This is a genomic window from Acinetobacter baumannii (genome assembly GCF_009759685.1).
Taxonomy (GTDB): domain Bacteria; phylum Pseudomonadota; class Gammaproteobacteria; order Pseudomonadales; family Moraxellaceae; genus Acinetobacter; species Acinetobacter baumannii.
In genome coordinates this window covers 1,459,764-1,479,334 of sequence record NZ_CP046654.1, presented here as the reverse complement: position 1 = coordinate 1,479,334, position 19,571 = coordinate 1,459,764, and the positions used below count along the sequence as shown (strand labels likewise).

Here is a 19,571-nt window from a genome sequence, read left to right as displayed (position 1 = left end):
TAAAATATCATTTTTATTATTGAGAATTTTTTAGGGTGTCAAGGGAAAACATCTATGGTTTACTTCAACAATCATAACTTTGTAAGTTATAACTTTGTGCCTATAAACTTTTGATCTATAGCGTCCTAAGCCGAATCGAGACCTTTTGGGTGAGTACACACTAACGTTATACGTTTCGGTGCATGCTACTCTTTTCGATCCCTATCACACCCTTGAGATATAGTTTAGCCAGCACTCTGCGGGATTGTTTTTCTAAGAAAAGCGAATTTTTATTATTTTTGGGAATTTTTACGCCATTAGGAAAATTTAAAAGAATATATTCCCATTTACCTATAATTAGTTAAATTTAAATTCCACTTTATTTGTATTTTTCGGTTTATTTTACCAGTCAAAAAATTTGTAGACCAAATTGGAAGTTCTTTCAACAGCCTATATTTAGCCGAATAACTCATGTAAAGCTGACTCCCTAATCCCCGCTTTTAAGCATTTTTATTCTTTGGGCACTATTCTTAGAGATAACTTTTGCGCTTGAATACATTATAAAAACATATTATAAACTATTTCTAACCAAATGATTGGTTTTTTGGAACTTTATAATGAACAACAATATTATAATTTTTGGTTATGGAACGGGTATTTCCCAAGCTGTAGCACATAAATTTGGTAAAGAAGGCTATAAAATCGGGTTAGTGGCACGAAACGCCCAAAAACTTGAAAAGGCTATTCTAGAACTTAAGGCACAAGGTATTGAAGCTTACGCTTTTGCATGTGATTTAGCTGTTCTTGAAGATATACCAAATCTTATTAAACGCATTAAAGATCGATTAGGAGAGATTAAAAATATTCATTGGAATGCTTTCCATGATATTGAAGGCAATATCTTAGAAACCCCTCCACTAGAGCTTACCAAAAGCTTTCATATTCGCGTGTCGAGCTATATTGCGACGGTACAGGCTTGTCTAGGCGATTTAGAGAAGAACCACGGTAGCATTTTATCGACAAACGGAATTTTTGCTTTCGATGCAGTGGGCATCGACTTGGTTGCCAAAGAGTATTCATCGTTAGCAACTACTGCTGCCGCTCAATACAAAACCACCAACTTGCTTGTCCATAGTCTTGCTGACTCAAATGTTTATGTGAGCCAAGTGATTGTAAATGGTTTCGTAGATGGCAGACCTGAAGCCAAAGATAAAACCTACACGGTACACCCAGAAACAGTTGCGGAGCAGTTCTGGTACTTACACCAACATAAACAAGAAACAGTTTCTCTTTGTGGAGAAGCCATTCAAGCTGCTTAAACTATTTCTGATGTGAGAAGAAGCGTAATCAGTTACGCTTCTTACAACTTATTGTACATAAGGCCAAATATCTGGGTCTATATAGCTCTCATCTATATGGTAACCCTCTTTTTTCATATTATTTTCTTCAGTTTTACGGGCTTTTTTATTATTAGCAACTTCAGTTTCAAATGCTTGCTTTAACTGCTCTGAATTCATCTTATCTGAATCAGAGATAGCATTTCGCCCTGCATATTTAAAGTTTTCAAAGCTGTACCTCACCATATACTGTTCTTTTTTATCATCTTTATAGGTCCGTCGAAGACTAATACCCAACTCCACATCCCCATTATACAAATTAAATACCAACCTATTTGTTTTCGAAAGCACATCCTGCCATTCTTTAAAATTTAAGATATAAGTTGGATCTATAACCTCCCCCATAGTTTCAGTCATATGCTTTAGATTATCTTGTTTATCAATTCGAGCACTAAAAGGTAAAAAATACTGCTTCCATTGTTTGTCATTAATCTGATGTACTAATTTAGTATAAGCAGTATAAGCCTCTTGGCTCGTAGTATATTCATTTGGATGCAAGCTAGCATTAATGTCCATGATTTGAATACCATCATTGCTTCGTCGAGCTACTTGTGTACCTAGCACACTGATTACATTTTCAATTTCTAAATTACTCTTTTCACTAAATACACGCACTCGACCTAGTTTCGGTGGAGTCCAATCTAATGATAAAAAATTCATCCCTGCAGGCTGACGATCAACTGGTGTAGTACTATTTTTACTAAAATCTTGCATCCCTTGTTCACCAAAATGGAGGGCTATTACATCTTGATTTTGGTTCATTCGGTTATTACTTGCTGGTTTACTACATGCAACTAAAAAGAGACATGTAGTGATCATAAGAAAAATAAATTTCAAAACAATTTTCCATTTATTAGAAAGTGTAATTTGATAGCACTATTAAATGATTGGATTTAATTTATAAAAGAAAATGCCCCGAAGGGCACTTTAGTTATTCTGTTTTATTTGTAACTTCCAAATACCAAATCGTTTCGCCCCAAGGGTTATCTTTAATCTCAGGCATGATTTCACCTTCTGCAAAGTAGCGCTTCTTCATATTATTTGCAGGGCTATACCATTCACCTGTTTTCGGGCAAATTTCACCGCCTAGTACCTTAATTGCATTTTGCTCTAGCAATACCGCATGAATTTTATTGACTCGTTTTCCTTCAGGCCAATGGCTATCCTCATCGAAACGAGCAATCCATTGCGGAGAGTTGTCTATATCAAATCTTGGATTTGGATCATCATCCCATGCATCTAAAGTCGTTAATTTTAAATCATTACAACGAATTGGCTTAATAAGTTCATTTGCCATCACCAGTAAATCTGGAACACCCTCTTCAATTGGATAAAGTGATAATTCTCCAAGTCGAATCCATAGACTGTATTTTTCAGGGTCTGCTGGATCTGGTAATTTGGTAATCTCGATTCGTGGATCATTGAGTTTTAGGCGGATTTGCTCCTCGCTTAACCCTAGCTTTTCTATCCAATAAGGTGAAAGCAAAAAACACCATGTTGGGGTTCTTATTCCTGCAGCTAAAGAAGGGGTATAAATAAGACCACTAGGATCATCATGAGAGAAACTCATATTACTTGGATGATCAATATCCAAACCATAGAAGTAATCACTAAAAATTCGCTCTACTGTTTCAAATTCAGGTGATACACAATTAAAGCTTTGTGGACTACCAATCTCATACCCACTATAAGCCTGAATCGGATTAAGTTTTATTAGACAATTTTCAACAAATGCATACCATTTTTTCTTATTTTCTCTAAACCACTTATCGCCAAATGAAATTTTTAGGCTAGTATATCTTAAGCCATTATCTCGAATAATTGCCTGTAAAGCCCAACGTGCACTTTGCCCCCCCGAATCCCCCGTTGTAGCCCCAATAAAATAAACAAAATACTTTTTATAACTCTCATGCATTTCATCTAACATTACTTGTCTTGACGGTCGCCATTTATTCGCATTTTTCCATACTCCCGTATCTCTGTATCTTAACTTAAAGGGCTTATCAATTATTTCATTTTCAAATTCTTCATACAGATCGATAATTTTATTAGCTACCTCATCTACTTCATTATCTTGATGATAAATATAAAAGGTAATGTATGGACAAATACCAAACTCTTGATCTTCCTCACCATAAATAATTGAAGTATCAAGTGGAATATCCCGTACTAACTCAAAAATCTCTTCATCATTTAAATACGTTTCAGAAGTACTCATGTAATATTCCTTAATTGGTTTTACGCTTTTTATTCATTGTAGCTGGCTTAGAGTCTTTAGCTTCTGTAGTTGATGCATCTTCAGGATAGCGGAACAATGATAGTTTAAAACCCTCACTTCCCGTAATCTTACCCGCATGCTTGACATCAGCACACTGTTTTTTCAAGTCGTTATAATTATTAAATTGTTTTTCATCAATCCGGTCATTCTGAAATTTAATTTCAACCAATGCAAAAATATTAGTCAAAGTTAAAGGCTCACCACGATATTCAGGAATAATAATATCTGCACCAATTACACCTTTACCTTTATAAGGCATTGGCCAAAATGGATTTAATTCTGAACCTACTCTTTTAATACGTGTCTGACCATCTAATTGAGGCGCTAAATATTTCCTAGTTTTTATATCATAACCGAAACATACTTCTGATTTTAAAGGACTACGCCATTTTAAAAGCTCATCCATAAACTCAAACATGAAGTTTACGGCAAGCTGCTTTAATCTAATAATAATATATTCATCAACACTTGCACCTGCTAATTCTTGAGCAGTCATCTTCAATAGCTTTGCGACGATATCCACCTTACTCTTCGGTATAACATCTTTTAATTTTTTACCTTTTTGTTTTCTTAACTGGATCATCGGCAAATGATCTGCTTTTTCACATATTTGACTAATAATAGGCCTAAAGGGAATTTTCTGCTTTATGGCAGCAGTAATTACATTACTTTTTACTTGTGGTCTTCCAGAAGCAGACTTTGTACTGTTAGTTTGTTTATCACCTGTGGTCAAGGTCGTTAATAATACTTTCTCACGTTGCCGATCAATTTTGTCAGTGATCTCCTTATCAAGATTTTTCATTATTTTCTTGATTTCTTCTTTTGCCTTTTTAATATTATCTTGATAGTTTTTGACCTCATCATAAGCATTTGCTGCTGTACGATATAATTCATATGCCGTTATTGCATATCCAGCTAGTTCAATTATTCCAATCACTACAGGAAGCATAATTATTTTCCTACTGAACTCATTTTATTAGCTACCTGTTCTAACTTTGCTTCCCAATTCTCAGTAATACGCTCACTTTCTCTCATTACAGATTTATAACCTATGATTCTTTCTTTACTCTCTGTCACTACTTGTTCAGTAAAACCTTGATTATCAGTAATACCTTGCTTTATTAAATTATTTTTTGAATCATGGATAAAATATTTATATCCTTGGAAATTTCTACCATCTGCTTTAAATAATTGATATTGAGCAGAATACGGAGATTGAGCAAACTCCAATTTAGGCAATGCAGGAACATTAGCATTCGCACTCCCGCCTCCCATAAACACATGCTGTCCAGCCTTCACCTCAAACTTGCCGCTTGTAGTCATAAAAATACCTGAACCAGTAATTTTGACTTGAGAGCCGCCTGCGGTAAGAACAATTTCTTTGGCTGCGGTCGCTTCGATTTTGTCTTCAGTCGAAATCACCTGAACAGCTTTACGGGCAATTAAATCAGCTCCATCGCCTTGCGCCTGTATTTCGACTTTACCTTTGCCTGCATACAGTCTTGCCCCTTGTTGCGCTGCAAAAAGGCTAATCTTATTTTGGGCATGTGCAATCAAGTTCTTTTGAGTAGACAGATTAATGCTATCTCCGGCAGTTTGGTTGAGCTGACCATCTGCACTTAAGTGAATGTCTTCGTTACTGGCTAGAGCAATACTGTTAGGCGCAGTTAAAATCATCAAAGCTTGCTTAAAAGCAGCAGCTTTGTCTTGATCTTTCTCTTCAATTTGCTCTATGAACGTTTTTAAGTTCTCAAGCATTTCCAATGGATCAGTTTGCTGATTTTTAGCAACTTCACTGAGTGCCTTGGCATTATTGAGGCCGCCTTCGATTTGTTGCTTGGCCTCATTTGCATCAAGGTGTACACCTTGAGCCTGATCCTGTTTGTGGGTACTAATGAGTAAGCCGCTACCAGCTCGAACCGCGCCCCACTGGTCAGTTCTAAGTTCAAAACCTTCCCCACGACCATCGCTTTCCGCCTTGTCTTTTGGATAGCTTAAGTTACCCAAGTTTAGCTGGCTGGCGGCATGGCTACTTTGTAGCTGGGCACTGATTTGGCCTGTGGTGTCATCAAAACGGAGCTGGTTAAAGCCTTTGCCATCAACTTCTTCTGAACGGATACCGCTGAGTTTTTTAGTGTCAGGTAGCTGACCTTTCTGGTCAAACTGGGTCGGGTGGCGCTCGGCTTCATGAATACGCCCCACCACAAACGGGCGGTCAATATTACCGTCAAAGAAATCGATGACAACGATCTCGCCCACGCGAGGCAAGAAACGTGCGCCATAACCTGCCCCTGCCCATGGGGTTAGCACATCGACCCAAGCCGAGTCGGTGTCATTGTCGTTACTTCCAGCTCCACCATCATGACTGTGGTCATCAGCTCGGGTAAACAGGAAACGGACTTTAATGCGTCCCCACTGGTCGACATGAATGCTTTCACCCTCTAAACCCACCACTCTAGCGCGCTGTGGGTGAGCGGCTGGTCGGTGCTCTAGCGGGTTATATTCAGGCACAGCTTTGATGTTACGACGAACAATGTTCAGTTCAGCAAAGTGGCGCTGCTCAGGGTTTTGACTGTCGAGTTGGGCTGCCTTGAGTTTGCCTTGTGGTAATAGGCGCTCAAGTTGCTGTTGTAATTCTTTCGGTAAATTATTCTGGTTATAGTAGTGTTTGCTTAAGATTAAGAACTCTTTATCAGCACTGTCATGTTGGTCAAGTTCCGGATGGTCATTGAGTTCAAACCAGTAACCTACCTGTGCATCACGGACATTCCCTGCAACAGTAAACTGTTTAGAACTCAAGTGATGGTAAGCATTGATGTGCTGGTTAAGCTGTTCAATCTGGCTATTGCCTGAAGCGGTGGCTTGATCTTCCCCGTTTAAATCCTGCATCCACGCTGGGCTAACATGCCATGCATCTTCAAGGTTCAGGCTTGCATTGTCATAGTGTTCGCTGTGCTTTTGGGTGCCTTGTACGCTGCCGCTACCTTCTTCTTGTTGCAAAGCATCGGCTTGCCAGCGTTGCACATGAACCGAGGTTGGTTGTAAACGACGCTCAGCTTTGACTTGGGTAATGGTATCGAACTGCTCTGTCGCACTGCTGCGTTGATAGCGGATGCTACGGCGTTCAAGTGCCTGATAATTTTGGTTATCGTCAATTAAACGTAAGACTTGTGGCTGGATAGAAGCATTTGGGTCAGCGACAAAAAGCTGTGACTCATCGACCAGCCAGTTAATGCCTTCACTACGCCACAAACGGGTTAAAAAGTCATAATCGCTTTCGTTTGACTGCATCACAAATGGACGCACATCGTAGTCTTTAGTTAAGCCAGATGTATCGAGCGTTATGCTTGAGGCAAATAACGGGCTTTTTCCCTGCCATTCCTTAAACAGAATTTCACTAATATCGCGCACGCTTTTATTCATAAACACGCGACTATTACGGCGCTTATGCCAGAGTGCAGTTGGGTCTTTTAAAGTTAAATTATAAATAGTGAGTGAGCCGTCGCTTTGCCCTTGGCTGGCTTCGGTAATAATACCTGTCGTTCTAAAAAACTGGCCTGTATCGGTGACCTGATCGACGGCAACCTGACAGCCAATAAACTGTTTTAATGCAATATGGGCGTTCGTCGACAGACACAATAACTCAGCAACGCTGCCCTGATTAAGCGTATGTTCGCCTTCAATACGTTGTAAGAAGACTTGCTGATTTAAAGACTGATTTGAGAATTGGATATGAACAGCACGATTTTGTGAAACAAGGCCTAAACGTTCCAATATACTCGACACACTCATCTGCATTTTTATTATCAATCAAACTTATATTTAAGCCATATTTTAATTAAAAAAAGACTAATCTGTCTATCTATACTCATTTTCAAAATGTAACTAGTCTAAATATGCAGTTTTACGTTAATTTCTTATTAAATAGGTATTTAAACCGTAAAAGTCGAACATTTTAAAGTACTATAAATCATAGAGGTATTATTAAATTTTTTAAATAAAAATCAAACATATAGCAAGAAATTAAATTTTAAGATTAATAAAATTCAGGATGAGATATGAAAATAAAAAAGTCTGCTTTTTATATATTTACCATGATTTTTTCGCTTCATTCTTCAGCATTTGCTGAGCCGAGTGTTGCTGATGTTCAATATCGTGCACAGCAAGGACAACCGATTGCGCAATATCATCTTGGCATCATGCTTTTAACTGGTGAACAAGGTGTCGTTAAAAACTATGAACAAGCTTTTAAATGGTTAACTGCTGCTGACCAAAATGGAAGCGTGGGGGCAAAATATAGTTTAGGAATGATGTATTTCACGGGTACAGGCGTGGAAAAAGACATGAAACGCGCTTTTGAATATTTTGCTAAAGCTGCGGATAAGGGCCATGCCAAAGCGCAATATAACTTAGGGGTGTTATATGACAGAGGTGAAGGAACTGCGCAAAATTATGAGCAGGCTTTTGAATGGTATAGTCGTGCTGCAGAGCAAGGCTATCCGCCCGCAGAATATAATTTAGCTCATCTATATAAAAAAGGTCACGGCGTCGCTCAAAGCGATGAGCAAGCCCTTAAGTGGTACACCAAAGCGGCTGAGCATAATGAAAGCGATGCCCAGTACAACTTGGCCCAGATGTATTTAAATGGTGAAGGCACGCCGAAAAACCTACAACTGGCAAAGAAATGGTTCCAACAAGCTGCCGATGCAGGTGATTCGGATGCGAAAGAAATGCTTAAAAGTTTAGATTGAATAAGACAGTCATTCCCATTTTCTAAAAACCAGACAAGTATTTACGCCACCAAAACCAAAGCTATTACTCATAACTGTTTTTAGTTCGGTTTCTCGGCTTGTTTGAACAATATCGAACTTTTTAGCTTCTTCGCGCAGTTCGGCAATATTAATACTCGGCGCAATAAAGTTATTTTGCAGCATTAAAATAGAATAAATAGCTTCGTGTACCCCTGCGGCCCCCAAACTATGGCCAGTCATCGACTTGGTTGAACTCAGCGGCGGTACTTTTTCACTACCAAAAGCTCGCTCTATGGCCAATAGTTCAGGAATGTCGCCTGCTGGCGTTGAAGTACCATGCGTGTTGATATAGTCGATGGTGTCTGAACCATTTTGCTTAGCTTCTGCGAGTGCCAGTTTGATGCAGCGAGTCGCCCCTTCACCACTTGGGGCAACCATATCGACACCGTCACTATTGGCAGCGTACCCAACCACTTCTGCTAAAATTTTTGCTCCGCGTTTTTGGGCATGGCTTAAAGACTCCAAAACCACCATGCCACCGCCGCCAGCAATCACAAAGCCATCGTTATCGACTGAATATGGGCGTGAAGCGGTTTCAGGCGCATCGTTATATTTAGAACATAAGGCACCCATCGCATCGAATATTGCGGTTTGGGACCAATGGTCTTCTTCGCCACCGCCCGCCAGCATCAGGTCTTGTTTGCCAGCGGCAATAAGGTGATATGCATAACCGATTGCATCGGCTGAAGTCGCACAGGCACTCGCGACTGATTGAGATACGCCTTTTAGGTTGAAAGCACGTGATAAGTTAGAGCTAATGGTGCTGGTGAGGTAGCGTGGTGCTAAATCGGGTGATACTTCGCTTGCGCCTTTTTCTTTTAGGGTATGCAGCATGTCGATGATAGACGCTGTAGAGGTGCCGCCTGTTCCCCCAATCACGCCATATTTTGGGTTGTTGGCAATGTCAGTTACATCAAGCTTGGCATGTTGTAGCGCATCGAGTGCCGAGTTATAGGCATACATCGCGCAGACGCCCATGTGTTTTTTTAGCTCAGGATCAATATTTTCAAAATTCATTTCGGCAGTGGCGCTCACATGACTTCGAAAGTTCAGTTTTGCATAGACTTCGTTATAGCGAATGCCTGAGCGGCCTGCTTTTAAGGACTCGGTTACTTTCTCTAATGTATTTCCAATACAAGAATTAATTCCCATACCTGTGATGACAACACGTTCCATTCTTATCTCTATAAAAACGACAAAAATAGATCTTAACAATCAAGTTCTTTTTTGGAACTGGCAAAATATTTCTATATTTATTATTTTTTCTCATCAAATATAAATAAAAAGTTAATAATAAAATTTTTATTTTAAAATCTATTTAGTTTTATTATTAAATCAAAAATATTTTAAATATTAAATTGACGTATTTAAAATCACCGATTATTATTCCGTTGCTGGCCTACATTGCCAGACGGTTTTGACAGACCGTAACTCGTAGCGAATTGTAGTTCTACTATAATTCGTTAGACCCTTGCGTCCCCTTTCTTTGCGGTAGGACGGGAGGGGGACGCCCCGCGCGTGCTGGTTCTACGAGTCCAGTCTGTCAACCCCCTTTCGTTCTACCACCCTAATTAATTCGCGGTAATCTGGTGGTAGAACTCCATTTTTAAGGAGTTGACTATGCCATTTTTCAAACTCATTTTCTCTCTTATTTAACTATTTTATTGATTTAAAATTTGGTTTTTTACGCCCTATTTTTTAAATTTATAAATTATTTTTTATTTTAAAATTTTATTTTCCTGTATGCATAGGAGGATTAATTATTACCTAAAAAATTATTTTAATTTTTAAACAGATTATATTTTTATTCTACGCATAGATACAAATCATTATGAGAATAATATGACAATTTATAAACCTTTTTTGGCTTTAAGTTTTGTTCTAGTTAGCTTGGGTATTTCAGGCTGTAACCTCCACACTCAGCAAGAGTTTGAAAAAATTTGCCTGTCGAGTGGGCATAGCAAGACCAGTTGCGAATGTATTTACCAGCGACTCGAACAAACCTATTCCCCGAAGCTTATGCAGCACCTAGAACATGTCAGTTTGCAAAGTCCTGTTCTCCCACGGGACTTTGCCCCTACTTTTTTAAGCACCATGCAGCGGTGTGACAAAAGTAGTCTGGGCTAAGCGTTGGCTTAGCTCTTTATCTCTGTGTCGCAATGGTGTTGTACTTTAAATCAGCGCAAAAAATTAAAGTCTGTTGTGACACAGAGGCCTAAGTTTTTTGATTTGCCGATCTAGCATTTTGAAAAATCAGATCAATTTTATAACCAATCAAGTTATGCTGTGCTTACATTCAACTTTTGAACATTTATTAGAATGAATTACACATGGGATGAATTTGAGCAAAGACTTATCACATATAGAGATGCATGGATTGATCTGGCAAGAATTTTAGATGCGTATGAGCATCAAATAAAAGAACTTCTTCAACAAATTCAATTATTAACTTATGAAGATTCTTTGCCTGTATTTAATCAATTATATGAAATACAAGATCATTTAGCTACTGCCAAGTTTCGCTATGACCTCGACTTAAATGAAGCTTTAGATATATTCGTTTATCATTTCGATAGAGATGACAAAGCGCTGATAAGCCAATATTGGTACAAAAAATTCAAGCAAAACAAAGATATTCTTTGGCCTTTACCCCAAGATGAATAGTAGCTTGTACGTTTTAACCTACAAACTTTTAAGGTTTTTGCGGATTGGCGATACTCTGCTTTTTTCCTAATATGAAGTCATACAGGAACAGGATGTTCCGGAACACAAAACAACAATAATACGTTCAAGCACCAGGAGCGTGAGATACGACAGGAGTCATATCTAATCACCAAATACGAAAAAGCCCGACAGGATGTCGGGCTTTTTTTATGTTTATTATCCTAGCTTAAATAATTACTTAAACCATCTTTCATAAAGAAGATTATTACAGCGAAAAGCTATTGCACCAAAAAACCATACCTCTGCGGCCAAAGCTAATAAAATAGTTCCGACTGAGATACCCAATATATCTATATGTGCTTGCTTGTTCACAGCTCTAATAAAGTCTGGAGTCACTTCGGTTACAACGAATCCCCAATAACTCGAAATCAAAAAGGCTGAAGCACCGAAAATAACTAATAGATAGTCAGGCATTTCTTTAAATTCACGCTTTTTAAGTTTTTTAAACTTTAAAACTATATTTTTATAGGCCTTCTTCATAGGATAGTTCTCCCTAAATTTTAGAGTTATTCATTTTTATATTGAGCATATTTTTATCAAAAATCTACTGCTACTTTTTACAGGGTATTCAATATATATTTACAATAATTAAGATTCCACAAGCCACTTTCTAATGTACGTTTTATCCTACAAACTTTTAGGGTTTTTGCGGATTGGCGACATCCCTCTTTTTTCCTATTATGAAGTCATACAGGAACAGGATGTTCCGGAACATAAAACAACAATAATACGTTCAAGCACCAGGAGCGTGAGATACGACAGGAGTCATATCTAATCACCAAATACAAGAAAGCCCGACAGGATGTCGGGCTTTTTTTATGGTCATTTAAAAATGATATTTACACTCACCTATAGCGGGGTATGTGCCTGTTCTTGCTTTTTATGGCGAATCCAACGCACCACCCAAATAACCGCAATCAGCACCACTATTGCAACAAGCGCAGGCACCAGCATAGCTGAAACTGAAAGTAAGATTGCTCCAATCCACTCCCCTGTCGCAACGACAAAATTACCCAAGCCACCCGTGGTTGCAGTTGAAACACCACGTGCAGCAACGGTACTCATTTGCACTACGCCAGCCGTACCACCACCGACAATAATGGCTGCTGCCCAACTGGCAAACTGAGACATTTCTCCACTACTGACCGCCATTGTCGCTAACGTACCCGCGATCATGGCCGCAGGGGTTGCGACTGTGTCTAAAGCATTATCGACCCACGGGATATAGTAAGCCGCGACTTCACACACCGTTGCCACACCTAAAGCCAAACACACCGATGGCAGAGCTAACCATTCAAAGCCTTTTGATGGCTCGAACCATCCCATCATGGTGGCAATGCTCATAACCAGTAGCGGCACAAACACGCGAAAACCGCAGGCAGCGCTCAGGCCCACACCAATACATAAACCCAATATTGTTTCCATAACGGTTTCCTTTTAATGCCCATCACGGGTCTTGTTATGTAAGTCTTATTTTTAAATTAACAAAAAGCCCCATCGGGTGACAGGGCTTTTTGTTAAATGCGAACGCAAATATTATTTCATTCTTAACGTTTAAATTGCGTGCAGTAGCATTTTGTGCAAGGTGGTAAAGGGTCGGTATTAATTTCTAAAAACACTCTATGTCCGCACTGAGCACAGAAATAGAAGCCTGTTCCGGGTTTTTCGCCAGCTGTTACCATGATTACATTCCTATAATCGTATATATATTAAACAGGAATATAACCCAGTTAGAGTGATTGTCAATTGTCCATTTCGCCCGATGATGATGGCATAAATGCAAAAAATGTTATTTGTACGATTTATCTTACACAGATTTAGGGATTTAGCGGATTGGCCGTCCCCTGCTTTTTTTCTAATATGAACTCATACAGGAACAGGATGTTCCGGAACATAAAACAACAATAATAGGTTCATGCATCAGGATCGTGAGATACGACAGGAGTCATATCTAGCAACCAAATACGAAAAAGCCCGACAGGATGTCGGGCTTTTTTTATTGATCTAAGATAATTGCGGAACTTCGATTAAGTTAACCGTAAATAAATTTAGAATATCTTCTCTGTCCATAAAGATTATTTGACTTCTCTTATTAGCATCAAGTTTATTTCCCAACCAATTTCTTGCTGCTTTAGTAATTTCTCCACCTGCAATGATATAAGCATGATCAACTAAAACTCTTTTATTTGTTTCTGGATCAAAAATCTCATGTCCTAACATCATTGTAGTTTGGTTATAAATTTCAGCAATATTATGATTCCCTGCTTTAGTCATTCCAGAAGAATCTAATTTTCCTTTCTTAACTTGTATCCCAAAATAAATTATATGTTGGGTGGGCAGCGTAAATTTCATCCAAATATCTTTCCCATATTCTAAAGCTTTGTCTCTATGTCCAGCTACCGTAATTCTTTGAAAACCCAATATTCTAAATAAAGGTAATAAAATTTTTTCAATTAACTCATCTTCTGAACATCGCTCTAAAAAGTTTATAAGTAATTCTCTTTTCTTTAGCTCATCTTCTGTGAATGGTCTATGTGGATTTTCACTTGGTTTTATCAAATTATTGGTTCTTATATTTCTTACATATAAAATATTATCGTTTCCATAAAAAGCTTCGAATCCCTCCCGACTTAATGGTTTATTCAATTCAATTAATGCATTTATTCTTTCAGGATCATCTTCTGTTGCATCAGACTTATACATTAATATCCTAAGCAGATTGATAAATTTCTCAGGTAAAGAGTCTTTTGCACAAGGTTCTTCCAATAATTCCTTTAATCTTTCTGCTGTCCACCACCATCTAGTACTACCATCATGTACATAAGGTAAATCACACTCATCAAAAAACTGTGTAATATAAAAACTACTTCTATAAGGAAAATATTGCCTGTCACCCACAATACAGTCTGCAATATCTTTTAAATTTCTATCTCTAAACCTCATAAAAGCCTCTAAAAATAAAGAAACCTACTCTAAAGTAGGCCTTTTGTTAAATAGAATCAATTACTTTAACTTAGGTAGTATGACAATAAGCACACCCATTAATTCTAGCGCTATTGTATTCTAGCTTTGCATAAGCAACAGCTTCTCTACAGGATGGAAATTCTCCAAGTGGAATTTGATTATTTGCTAACGGTATAAATCTAATTATTGAAACATACCGCATAACAAACATCCCCCTAACTAAGAATTTTTGAATTAAAAAAGATTTCCTGCTTGAGAATTGTTTTGAATAGCAAAATAAGCATTATTTACTTTAAAATCACTATAAAACTTAAGAAATTCTTTAGGATTTCTAACTTTATCTAACAGATTTCTTTTTGATAAAGCTACAAACATTGCAATTGAATAAGCCTGACAATTTATTGATTTTTCAGGATTAAACTCAATATCAGTAAACGCTTCATATGCTAAGAGTTCTTGATGATACTCAGCATTAAAATTTAATGCGTTAATATATAACCAATCATAGAATGCTGTTAATGGATCTAAAGCCCAATCAATTCCATAAAAAGTAAACTTTTTTAACTGTCCTGAAGTTTTTAATCTTTCGTCCTTTTTCGCTTCTCTTGAAGTAACGTTTAAAAGATCCAAAAATGGGCCTCCATTTTGAAAAACTTTACTACTTTGAAAAGCACATTCAACACTAAATTTTTGATGTGTTTTTTTATCAAACATCATTAGATTAAAAGCACTAAGAGCCACCCCCAACTCTACCTCTGATTTACTAGATATTTCCAAAATGTTGAAAATATCTAATTTATCTCGAATACTGTCATGTAGCGAATTAATAGATTTTTGCTTTTGAACAACTGCAAAACCTGAATGATATTGAAAATCTATCATTTTTGTATCAACAAGTGTAGAACCACTAGAATTAGGAATAAAAACAGGTCGTTTTGCCATTTCACACCTCTAATAGCCCCAAAGGAAAGCTTTTCTTGTATTAAATACTTGTCTTCCTGAATGACAGTGGACGAATTTAATGTTTGGAAATCTTTTAGAAAAAAATTCTACTAAATCCTTTTCACTCAAAATACAACCTTTCAAATTTTCCATAGTAACTATTCCAGGAATCATTACTTCTGCCTGAACATCTGTAGGATCACATGCTCTAAGAACACTTTCACGACTCTCGGCAGAATAAGTAAACATTCTTTCCAATGCTTGCCCTCCACGGAACATATCTACTGGTGATCTACTAACATTAGATGACGCCGCATTCACAGGGTAAAATAAACAATTGTTTGTAGTTAATAAATCAGATTTGAAAACTAAAATAGCCCATTTGCTTTCAGGAACAGCACATCTCAATCGATAAAACATTAGATGATTTGGAAAACTTATACTGAAACTACTATAGTCTAATTTTCCATCAGCTCTTACAGTATCATTAAATATCGATGTTTTATTGGATAAATTATTTCTTGGAATTATTCCGTTTGTTAAAATATTATTAAGATTTTCAACCCTCGTAAAATGAAAAATAGATTTAATTTCTCTTTTATTGATGACTTCTTGAATACTTGTCAATGTATAAACCCCAAGCTAATTTAGCTTTTACTTGGGGTTTATACTATTAAATTTCAACAACTTTTTTATTAAGCCACTTGGCCTTCTAAAAAGTCTTGCGCAAAACGCTGTAATACACCGCCCGCTTCATATACAGAAACTTCTTCTTCTGTATCTAAACGGCAAGTCACAGGCACTTCAAGAATCTCTTCTTTACCATCCGCTGTGGCACGTTCAATAACCAAAGTTAAAGTCGAACGCGGCGCAATATTACCAATCACGCTATAAAGCTCTGTACCATCTAGTTTTAAAGTCTTGCGGTTTACACCCGGTTTAAACTCAAGTGGTAACACGCCCATACCCACCAAGTTGGTACGGTGAATACGCTCAAAACCTTCTGCTACAATCGCTTCAACACCTGCAAGGCGGACACCTTTTGCAGCCCAGTCACGGCTTGAACCCTGACCGTAGTCAGCACCCGCGATAATAATTAACGGTTGCTTACGGTTCATGTAGGTTTCAATTGCTTCCCACATGCGCATCACTTCGCCTTCTGGCTCTACACGCGCTTTTGAACCTTGCTTAATGGTACCGTCTGAACGGCGAACCATTTCGTTATACAGTTTCGGGTTTGCAAATGTTGCACGTTGTGCAGTCAAGTGGTCACCACGGTGCGTTGCGTATGAGTTGAAGTCTTCTTCTGGTACGCCCATTTTGTGAAGATATTCACCCGCAGCCGAGTCCATCAAAATCGCATTTGAAGGTGACAAGTGATCGGTGGTGATGTTGTCACCCAAAATCGCAAGCGGACGCATGTTCGCCAAAGTACGTGGTGCAGCCAACGCCCCTTCCCAATATGGTGGACGGCGGATGTAAGTACTTTGCGGACGCCAGTCGTAAAGTGGGCTTTTCGCTTGCTCCACTTCGCCCAAGTCAAACATTGGAATGTAGACTTTACGGAACTGTTCAGGCTTCACGGCTTCTTTAACTAAGGCATCAATTTCAGCGTCGGATGGCCAGATGTCTTTGAGGTAAATCGGGTTACCTTCTTTGTCATAACCTAACGCATCTTTTTCGATGTCAAAACGAATCGTACCTGCAATTGCATATGCCACAACAAGCGGTGGAGATGCCAAGAATGCTTGTTTTGCATAAGGATGGATACGGCCATCGAAGTTACGGTTACCAGAGAGTACTGCGGTTGCGTACAAGTCACGGTCAATAATTTCTTGCTGGATAGCTGGATCTAACGCACCAGACATACCGTTACACGTCGTACAAGCGTAAGCCACAATACCAAAACCAAGTTTCTCTAAGTCTTTTAGAACACCTGCTTCTTCAAGGTAAAGTGCGGCCGCTTTTGAACCCGGTGCAAATGATGATTTCACCCAAGGTTTACGAACCAAACCTAGCTCATTTGCCTTACGTGCCAACAAACCTGCCGCCACAGTGTTACGTGGGTTAGAAGTGTTGGTACATGAAGTAATTGCAGCAATAATGATTGCGCCATCTGGCATTAAGCCATCAGAACGGTTTTCAACTACACCTGCAATGCCTTTTTCTTTTAAGTCCGCAGTTGAAACACGTGCATGTGGGTTTGAGGGGCCAGCAATGTTACGTGTGACTGTTGACAGATCAAAACGTAGTACACGTGGGTACTCTGCTTTGGTCATTTCAGATGCCCAAAGGCCAATTTCTTTTGCGTACTGTTCAACCAATGCCACTTGAGCATCTTCACGGCCTGTTAGGCGTAAGTAGTCGATTGTGTTTTGGTCGATGTAGAACATCGCAGCCGTAGCGCCATATTCTGGTGTCATGTTCGAAATGGTTGCACGGTCACCCACAGACATACTGTCAGCGCCTTCACCAAAGAACTCAAGGTAAGCACCAACCACGCGTTCTTTACGTAAGAATTCAGTTAGAGCAAGTACGATATCTGTTGCAGTAATGCCTGCCTGACGCTGACCTACAAACTCAACACCAATAATGTCTGGCAGACGCATCCAAGATGCACGGCCTAACATTACGTTTTCAGCTTCTAAGCCACCCACGCCCACAGAAATTACGCCCAAAGCGTCTGTATGTGGTGTGTGTGAGTCTGTACCGACACATGTGTCTGGGAATGCTACGCCATCACGCGCCTGAATCACCGGAGACATTTTCTCTAGGTTAATCTGGTGCATAATGCCGTTCCCCGCAGGGATCACATCAACATTTTTAAATGCAGTTTTGGTCCACTCAATAAAGTGGAAACGGTCTTCATTACGGCGGTCTTCAACAGCACGGTTTTTTGCAAAAGCGTCTGGGTCAGCACCACCATATTCCACTGCTAAAGAGTGGTCGACAATGAGCTGTGTTGGTACAACTGGGTTAACCTTAGATGGGTCACCGCCCTTCTCAGCAATCGCGTCACGCAAACCTGCAAGGTCAACCAATGCAGTTTGACCCAAAATGTCATGACACACCACGCGCGCTGGATACCAAGGAAAGTCCAAGTCCTGACGGCGTTCAATCAACTGCGTTAAATAAGCAGTTAAGTTCTCGGCATCGGCACGGCGTACCAATTGCTCAGCGAGTACTTTAGAGGTGTAAGGCAGTTTTTCGTATGCGCCTGGCTGAATATCTTCAACGGCTTGACGCACGTCGTAGTATTCAAGCTGGGTACCTGCCAGCGGTTTACGGTATTTTGTGTTCATTAACCACGCTCCGCCAATGGTTTAAATTCGAGGTTTTCAGGGCCTGTGTAGTTCGCGCTTGGACGAATGATTTTGCCGTCTTGACGTTGTTCAATCACGTGCGCTGACCAACCTGCTGTACGTGCAATTACGAATAACGGTGTAAACATTGCAGTTGGAACACCCATTAAGTGATAACTCACCGCACTGAACCAGTCGAGGTTCGGGAACATGTTTTTCACTTCTTTCATCACTGCTTCCAAACGCTCAGCGATGAGGTACATTTTGGTGTTCTCTTGCGCTTCTGCTAAGTCATGCGCCACTTTCTTGATCACTTCGTTACGTGGGTCAGAAACTGTATATACAGGGTGACCAAATCCGATTACGACTTCTTTATTTTCAACACGTTTACGGATGTCAGCTTCTGCTTCGTCTGGATTGTCGTAACGTTGTTGAATCACGAATGCAACTTCGTTTGCACCACCGTGCTTAGGTCCGCGAAGTGCACCAATACCGCCTGTAATTGCCGAGTACATGTCAGAACCTGTACCTGCAACCACGCGTGAGGTAAATGTAGATGCGTTGAACTCATGCTCAGCATACAAAATAAGTGATGTATGCATCGCTTGAATCCACTCTTCACATGGTTTTTCGCCATGAAGTAAGTGCAAGAAATGCGCTGCAATTGAGTCATCATCTGTTTCAACTTCAATACGACGACCGTTGTTGCTGAAGTGATACCAATAGAGCAGCATTGAACCTAAGCTTGCCATTAATTTATCAGCAATGTCTTTTGCGCCCGCTTCATTGTGGTCTTCGTGTTCTGGAGTTAAACAACCTAGTACTGAAACACCAGTACGCATCACATCCATTGGGTGTGCAGATGGTGGTAATTGCTCAAGTGCAGTTTTAAGTGCTGCCGGTAAGCCACGAAGTGCTTTTAATTTTGCTTTATATGCTTTGAGTTCAGCTTTGTTTGGTAATTTGCCATGTACGAGCAAGTGAGCAACTTCTTCAAACTCGCTACCTGCCGCAAGGTCAAGAATGTCATAGCCACGATAGTGCAAGTCGTTACCGCTACGTCCTACGGTACAAAGTGCTGTGTTGCCTGCAACTTGTCCGCTAAGTGCAACTGATTTTTTTGGTTTGAAGCCTGTTGTTGTTTCATTTGAGCTCATAAGATTGTCCTTTCCTA

Annotated in this window: 17 protein-coding genes; 4 read left to right on the top strand and 13 right to left on the bottom strand. The window is 39.3% G+C overall.

The features are described from left to right. Positions 1 to 596: 596 nt before the first annotated feature. Complete coding sequence (locus tag GO593_RS07045; RefSeq protein WP_001063530.1) at positions 597 to 1,298, top strand: SDR family NAD(P)-dependent oxidoreductase; 702 nt, start codon at positions 597 to 599, stop codon at positions 1,296 to 1,298. 48 nt (positions 1,299 to 1,346) lie between these two features. Here the strand turns inward: GO593_RS07045 and GO593_RS07040 are convergent, their stop codons facing one another. From GO593_RS07040 to GO593_RS07025, 4 genes are all read right to left on the bottom strand, one after another. Continuing rightward, positions 1,347 to 2,195, bottom strand: coding sequence for a hypothetical protein (locus GO593_RS07040; protein ID WP_000633325.1), 849 nt, complete (start codon positions 2,193 to 2,195; stop codon positions 1,347 to 1,349). A 112-nt stretch (positions 2,196 to 2,307) separates the two neighbouring features. Continuing rightward, positions 2,308 to 3,594 (bottom strand): type VI immunity family protein, encoded by a 1,287-nt coding sequence (locus tag GO593_RS07035; protein ID WP_000107748.1) that lies wholly within the window; start codon positions 3,592 to 3,594, stop codon positions 2,308 to 2,310. 10 nt (positions 3,595 to 3,604) lie between these two features. Then, positions 3,605 to 4,603, bottom strand: a complete 999-nt coding sequence (locus tag GO593_RS07030) for a hypothetical protein (RefSeq protein ID WP_000938194.1) — start codon at positions 4,601 to 4,603, stop codon at positions 3,605 to 3,607. Between the two features lie 2 nt (positions 4,604 to 4,605). After that, positions 4,606 to 7,452: a type VI secretion system Vgr family protein gene (locus GO593_RS07025; RefSeq protein ID WP_001178477.1), complete on the bottom strand. Its 2,847-nt coding sequence runs from the start codon at positions 7,450 to 7,452 to the stop codon at positions 4,606 to 4,608. A gap of 260 nt (positions 7,453 to 7,712) precedes the next feature. On the opposite strand from GO593_RS07025, the gene GO593_RS07020 reads away from it, so the two are divergent. Then, entirely contained in the window at positions 7,713 to 8,405 is a 693-nt protein-coding gene (locus tag GO593_RS07020) for a tetratricopeptide repeat protein (RefSeq protein ID WP_000694318.1), read from the top strand. Positions 8,406 to 8,414: 9 nt separating this feature from the next. Here GO593_RS07020 and GO593_RS07015 read toward each other — a convergent pair whose 3' ends face one another. Continuing rightward, positions 8,415 to 9,641, bottom strand: a complete 1,227-nt coding sequence (locus GO593_RS07015; protein WP_000442893.1) for a beta-ketoacyl synthase N-terminal-like domain-containing protein — start codon at positions 9,639 to 9,641, stop codon at positions 8,415 to 8,417. Between the two features lie 666 nt (positions 9,642 to 10,307). On the opposite strand from GO593_RS07015, the gene GO593_RS07010 reads away from it, so the two are divergent. Together GO593_RS07010 and GO593_RS07005 are read left to right on the top strand one after the other, a co-directional pair. Then, on the top strand, positions 10,308 to 10,592 hold the full coding sequence (locus tag GO593_RS07010; protein WP_001985004.1) for a hypothetical protein: 285 nt from the start codon (positions 10,308 to 10,310) through the stop codon (positions 10,590 to 10,592). Between the two features lie 192 nt (positions 10,593 to 10,784). Further along, complete coding sequence (locus GO593_RS07005; protein WP_001110159.1) at positions 10,785 to 11,129, top strand: hypothetical protein; 345 nt, start codon at positions 10,785 to 10,787, stop codon at positions 11,127 to 11,129. A gap of 234 nt (positions 11,130 to 11,363) precedes the next feature. On the opposite strand, the gene GO593_RS07000 is transcribed toward GO593_RS07005, so the two are convergent. From GO593_RS07000 to prpC, 8 genes are all read right to left on the bottom strand, one after another. Then, positions 11,364 to 11,669 (bottom strand): hypothetical protein, encoded by a 306-nt coding sequence (locus GO593_RS07000; RefSeq protein ID WP_000710467.1) that lies wholly within the window; start codon positions 11,667 to 11,669, stop codon positions 11,364 to 11,366. A 369-nt stretch (positions 11,670 to 12,038) separates the two neighbouring features. Beyond that, positions 12,039 to 12,614: a DUF4126 domain-containing protein gene (locus GO593_RS06995; protein ID WP_000447804.1), complete on the bottom strand. Its 576-nt coding sequence runs from the start codon at positions 12,612 to 12,614 to the stop codon at positions 12,039 to 12,041. A 122-nt stretch (positions 12,615 to 12,736) separates the two neighbouring features. Further along, on the bottom strand, positions 12,737 to 12,871 hold the full coding sequence (locus GO593_RS19150; RefSeq protein WP_001983336.1) for a zinc ribbon-containing protein: 135 nt from the start codon (positions 12,869 to 12,871) through the stop codon (positions 12,737 to 12,739). A 322-nt stretch (positions 12,872 to 13,193) separates the two neighbouring features. Next, positions 13,194 to 14,132: a PDDEXK family nuclease gene (locus GO593_RS06985; RefSeq protein WP_001212192.1), complete on the bottom strand. Its 939-nt coding sequence runs from the start codon at positions 14,130 to 14,132 to the stop codon at positions 13,194 to 13,196. Between the two features lie 255 nt (positions 14,133 to 14,387). Beyond that, on the bottom strand, positions 14,388 to 15,095 hold the full coding sequence (locus GO593_RS06980) for a DarT1-associated NADAR antitoxin family protein (protein WP_001129309.1): 708 nt from the start codon (positions 15,093 to 15,095) through the stop codon (positions 14,388 to 14,390). 9 nt (positions 15,096 to 15,104) lie between these two features. Next, entirely contained in the window at positions 15,105 to 15,722 is a 618-nt protein-coding gene (locus GO593_RS06975; RefSeq protein WP_000200802.1) for a DarT ssDNA thymidine ADP-ribosyltransferase family protein, read from the bottom strand. 68 nt (positions 15,723 to 15,790) lie between these two features. Continuing rightward, positions 15,791 to 18,397 carry a Fe/S-dependent 2-methylisocitrate dehydratase AcnD gene (gene acnD, locus GO593_RS06970; protein WP_001093582.1) on the bottom strand — a complete coding sequence of 869 codons (2,607 nt, stop codon included), beginning with the start codon at positions 18,395 to 18,397 and terminating at the stop codon, positions 15,791 to 15,793. Continuing rightward, complete coding sequence (gene prpC, locus GO593_RS06965) at positions 18,397 to 19,554, bottom strand: bifunctional 2-methylcitrate synthase/citrate synthase (RefSeq protein WP_000097514.1); 1,158 nt, start codon at positions 19,552 to 19,554, stop codon at positions 18,397 to 18,399. Before prpC ends, acnD begins: the two co-directional genes overlap by 1 nt. Positions 19,555 to 19,571: the final 17 nt, after the last annotated feature.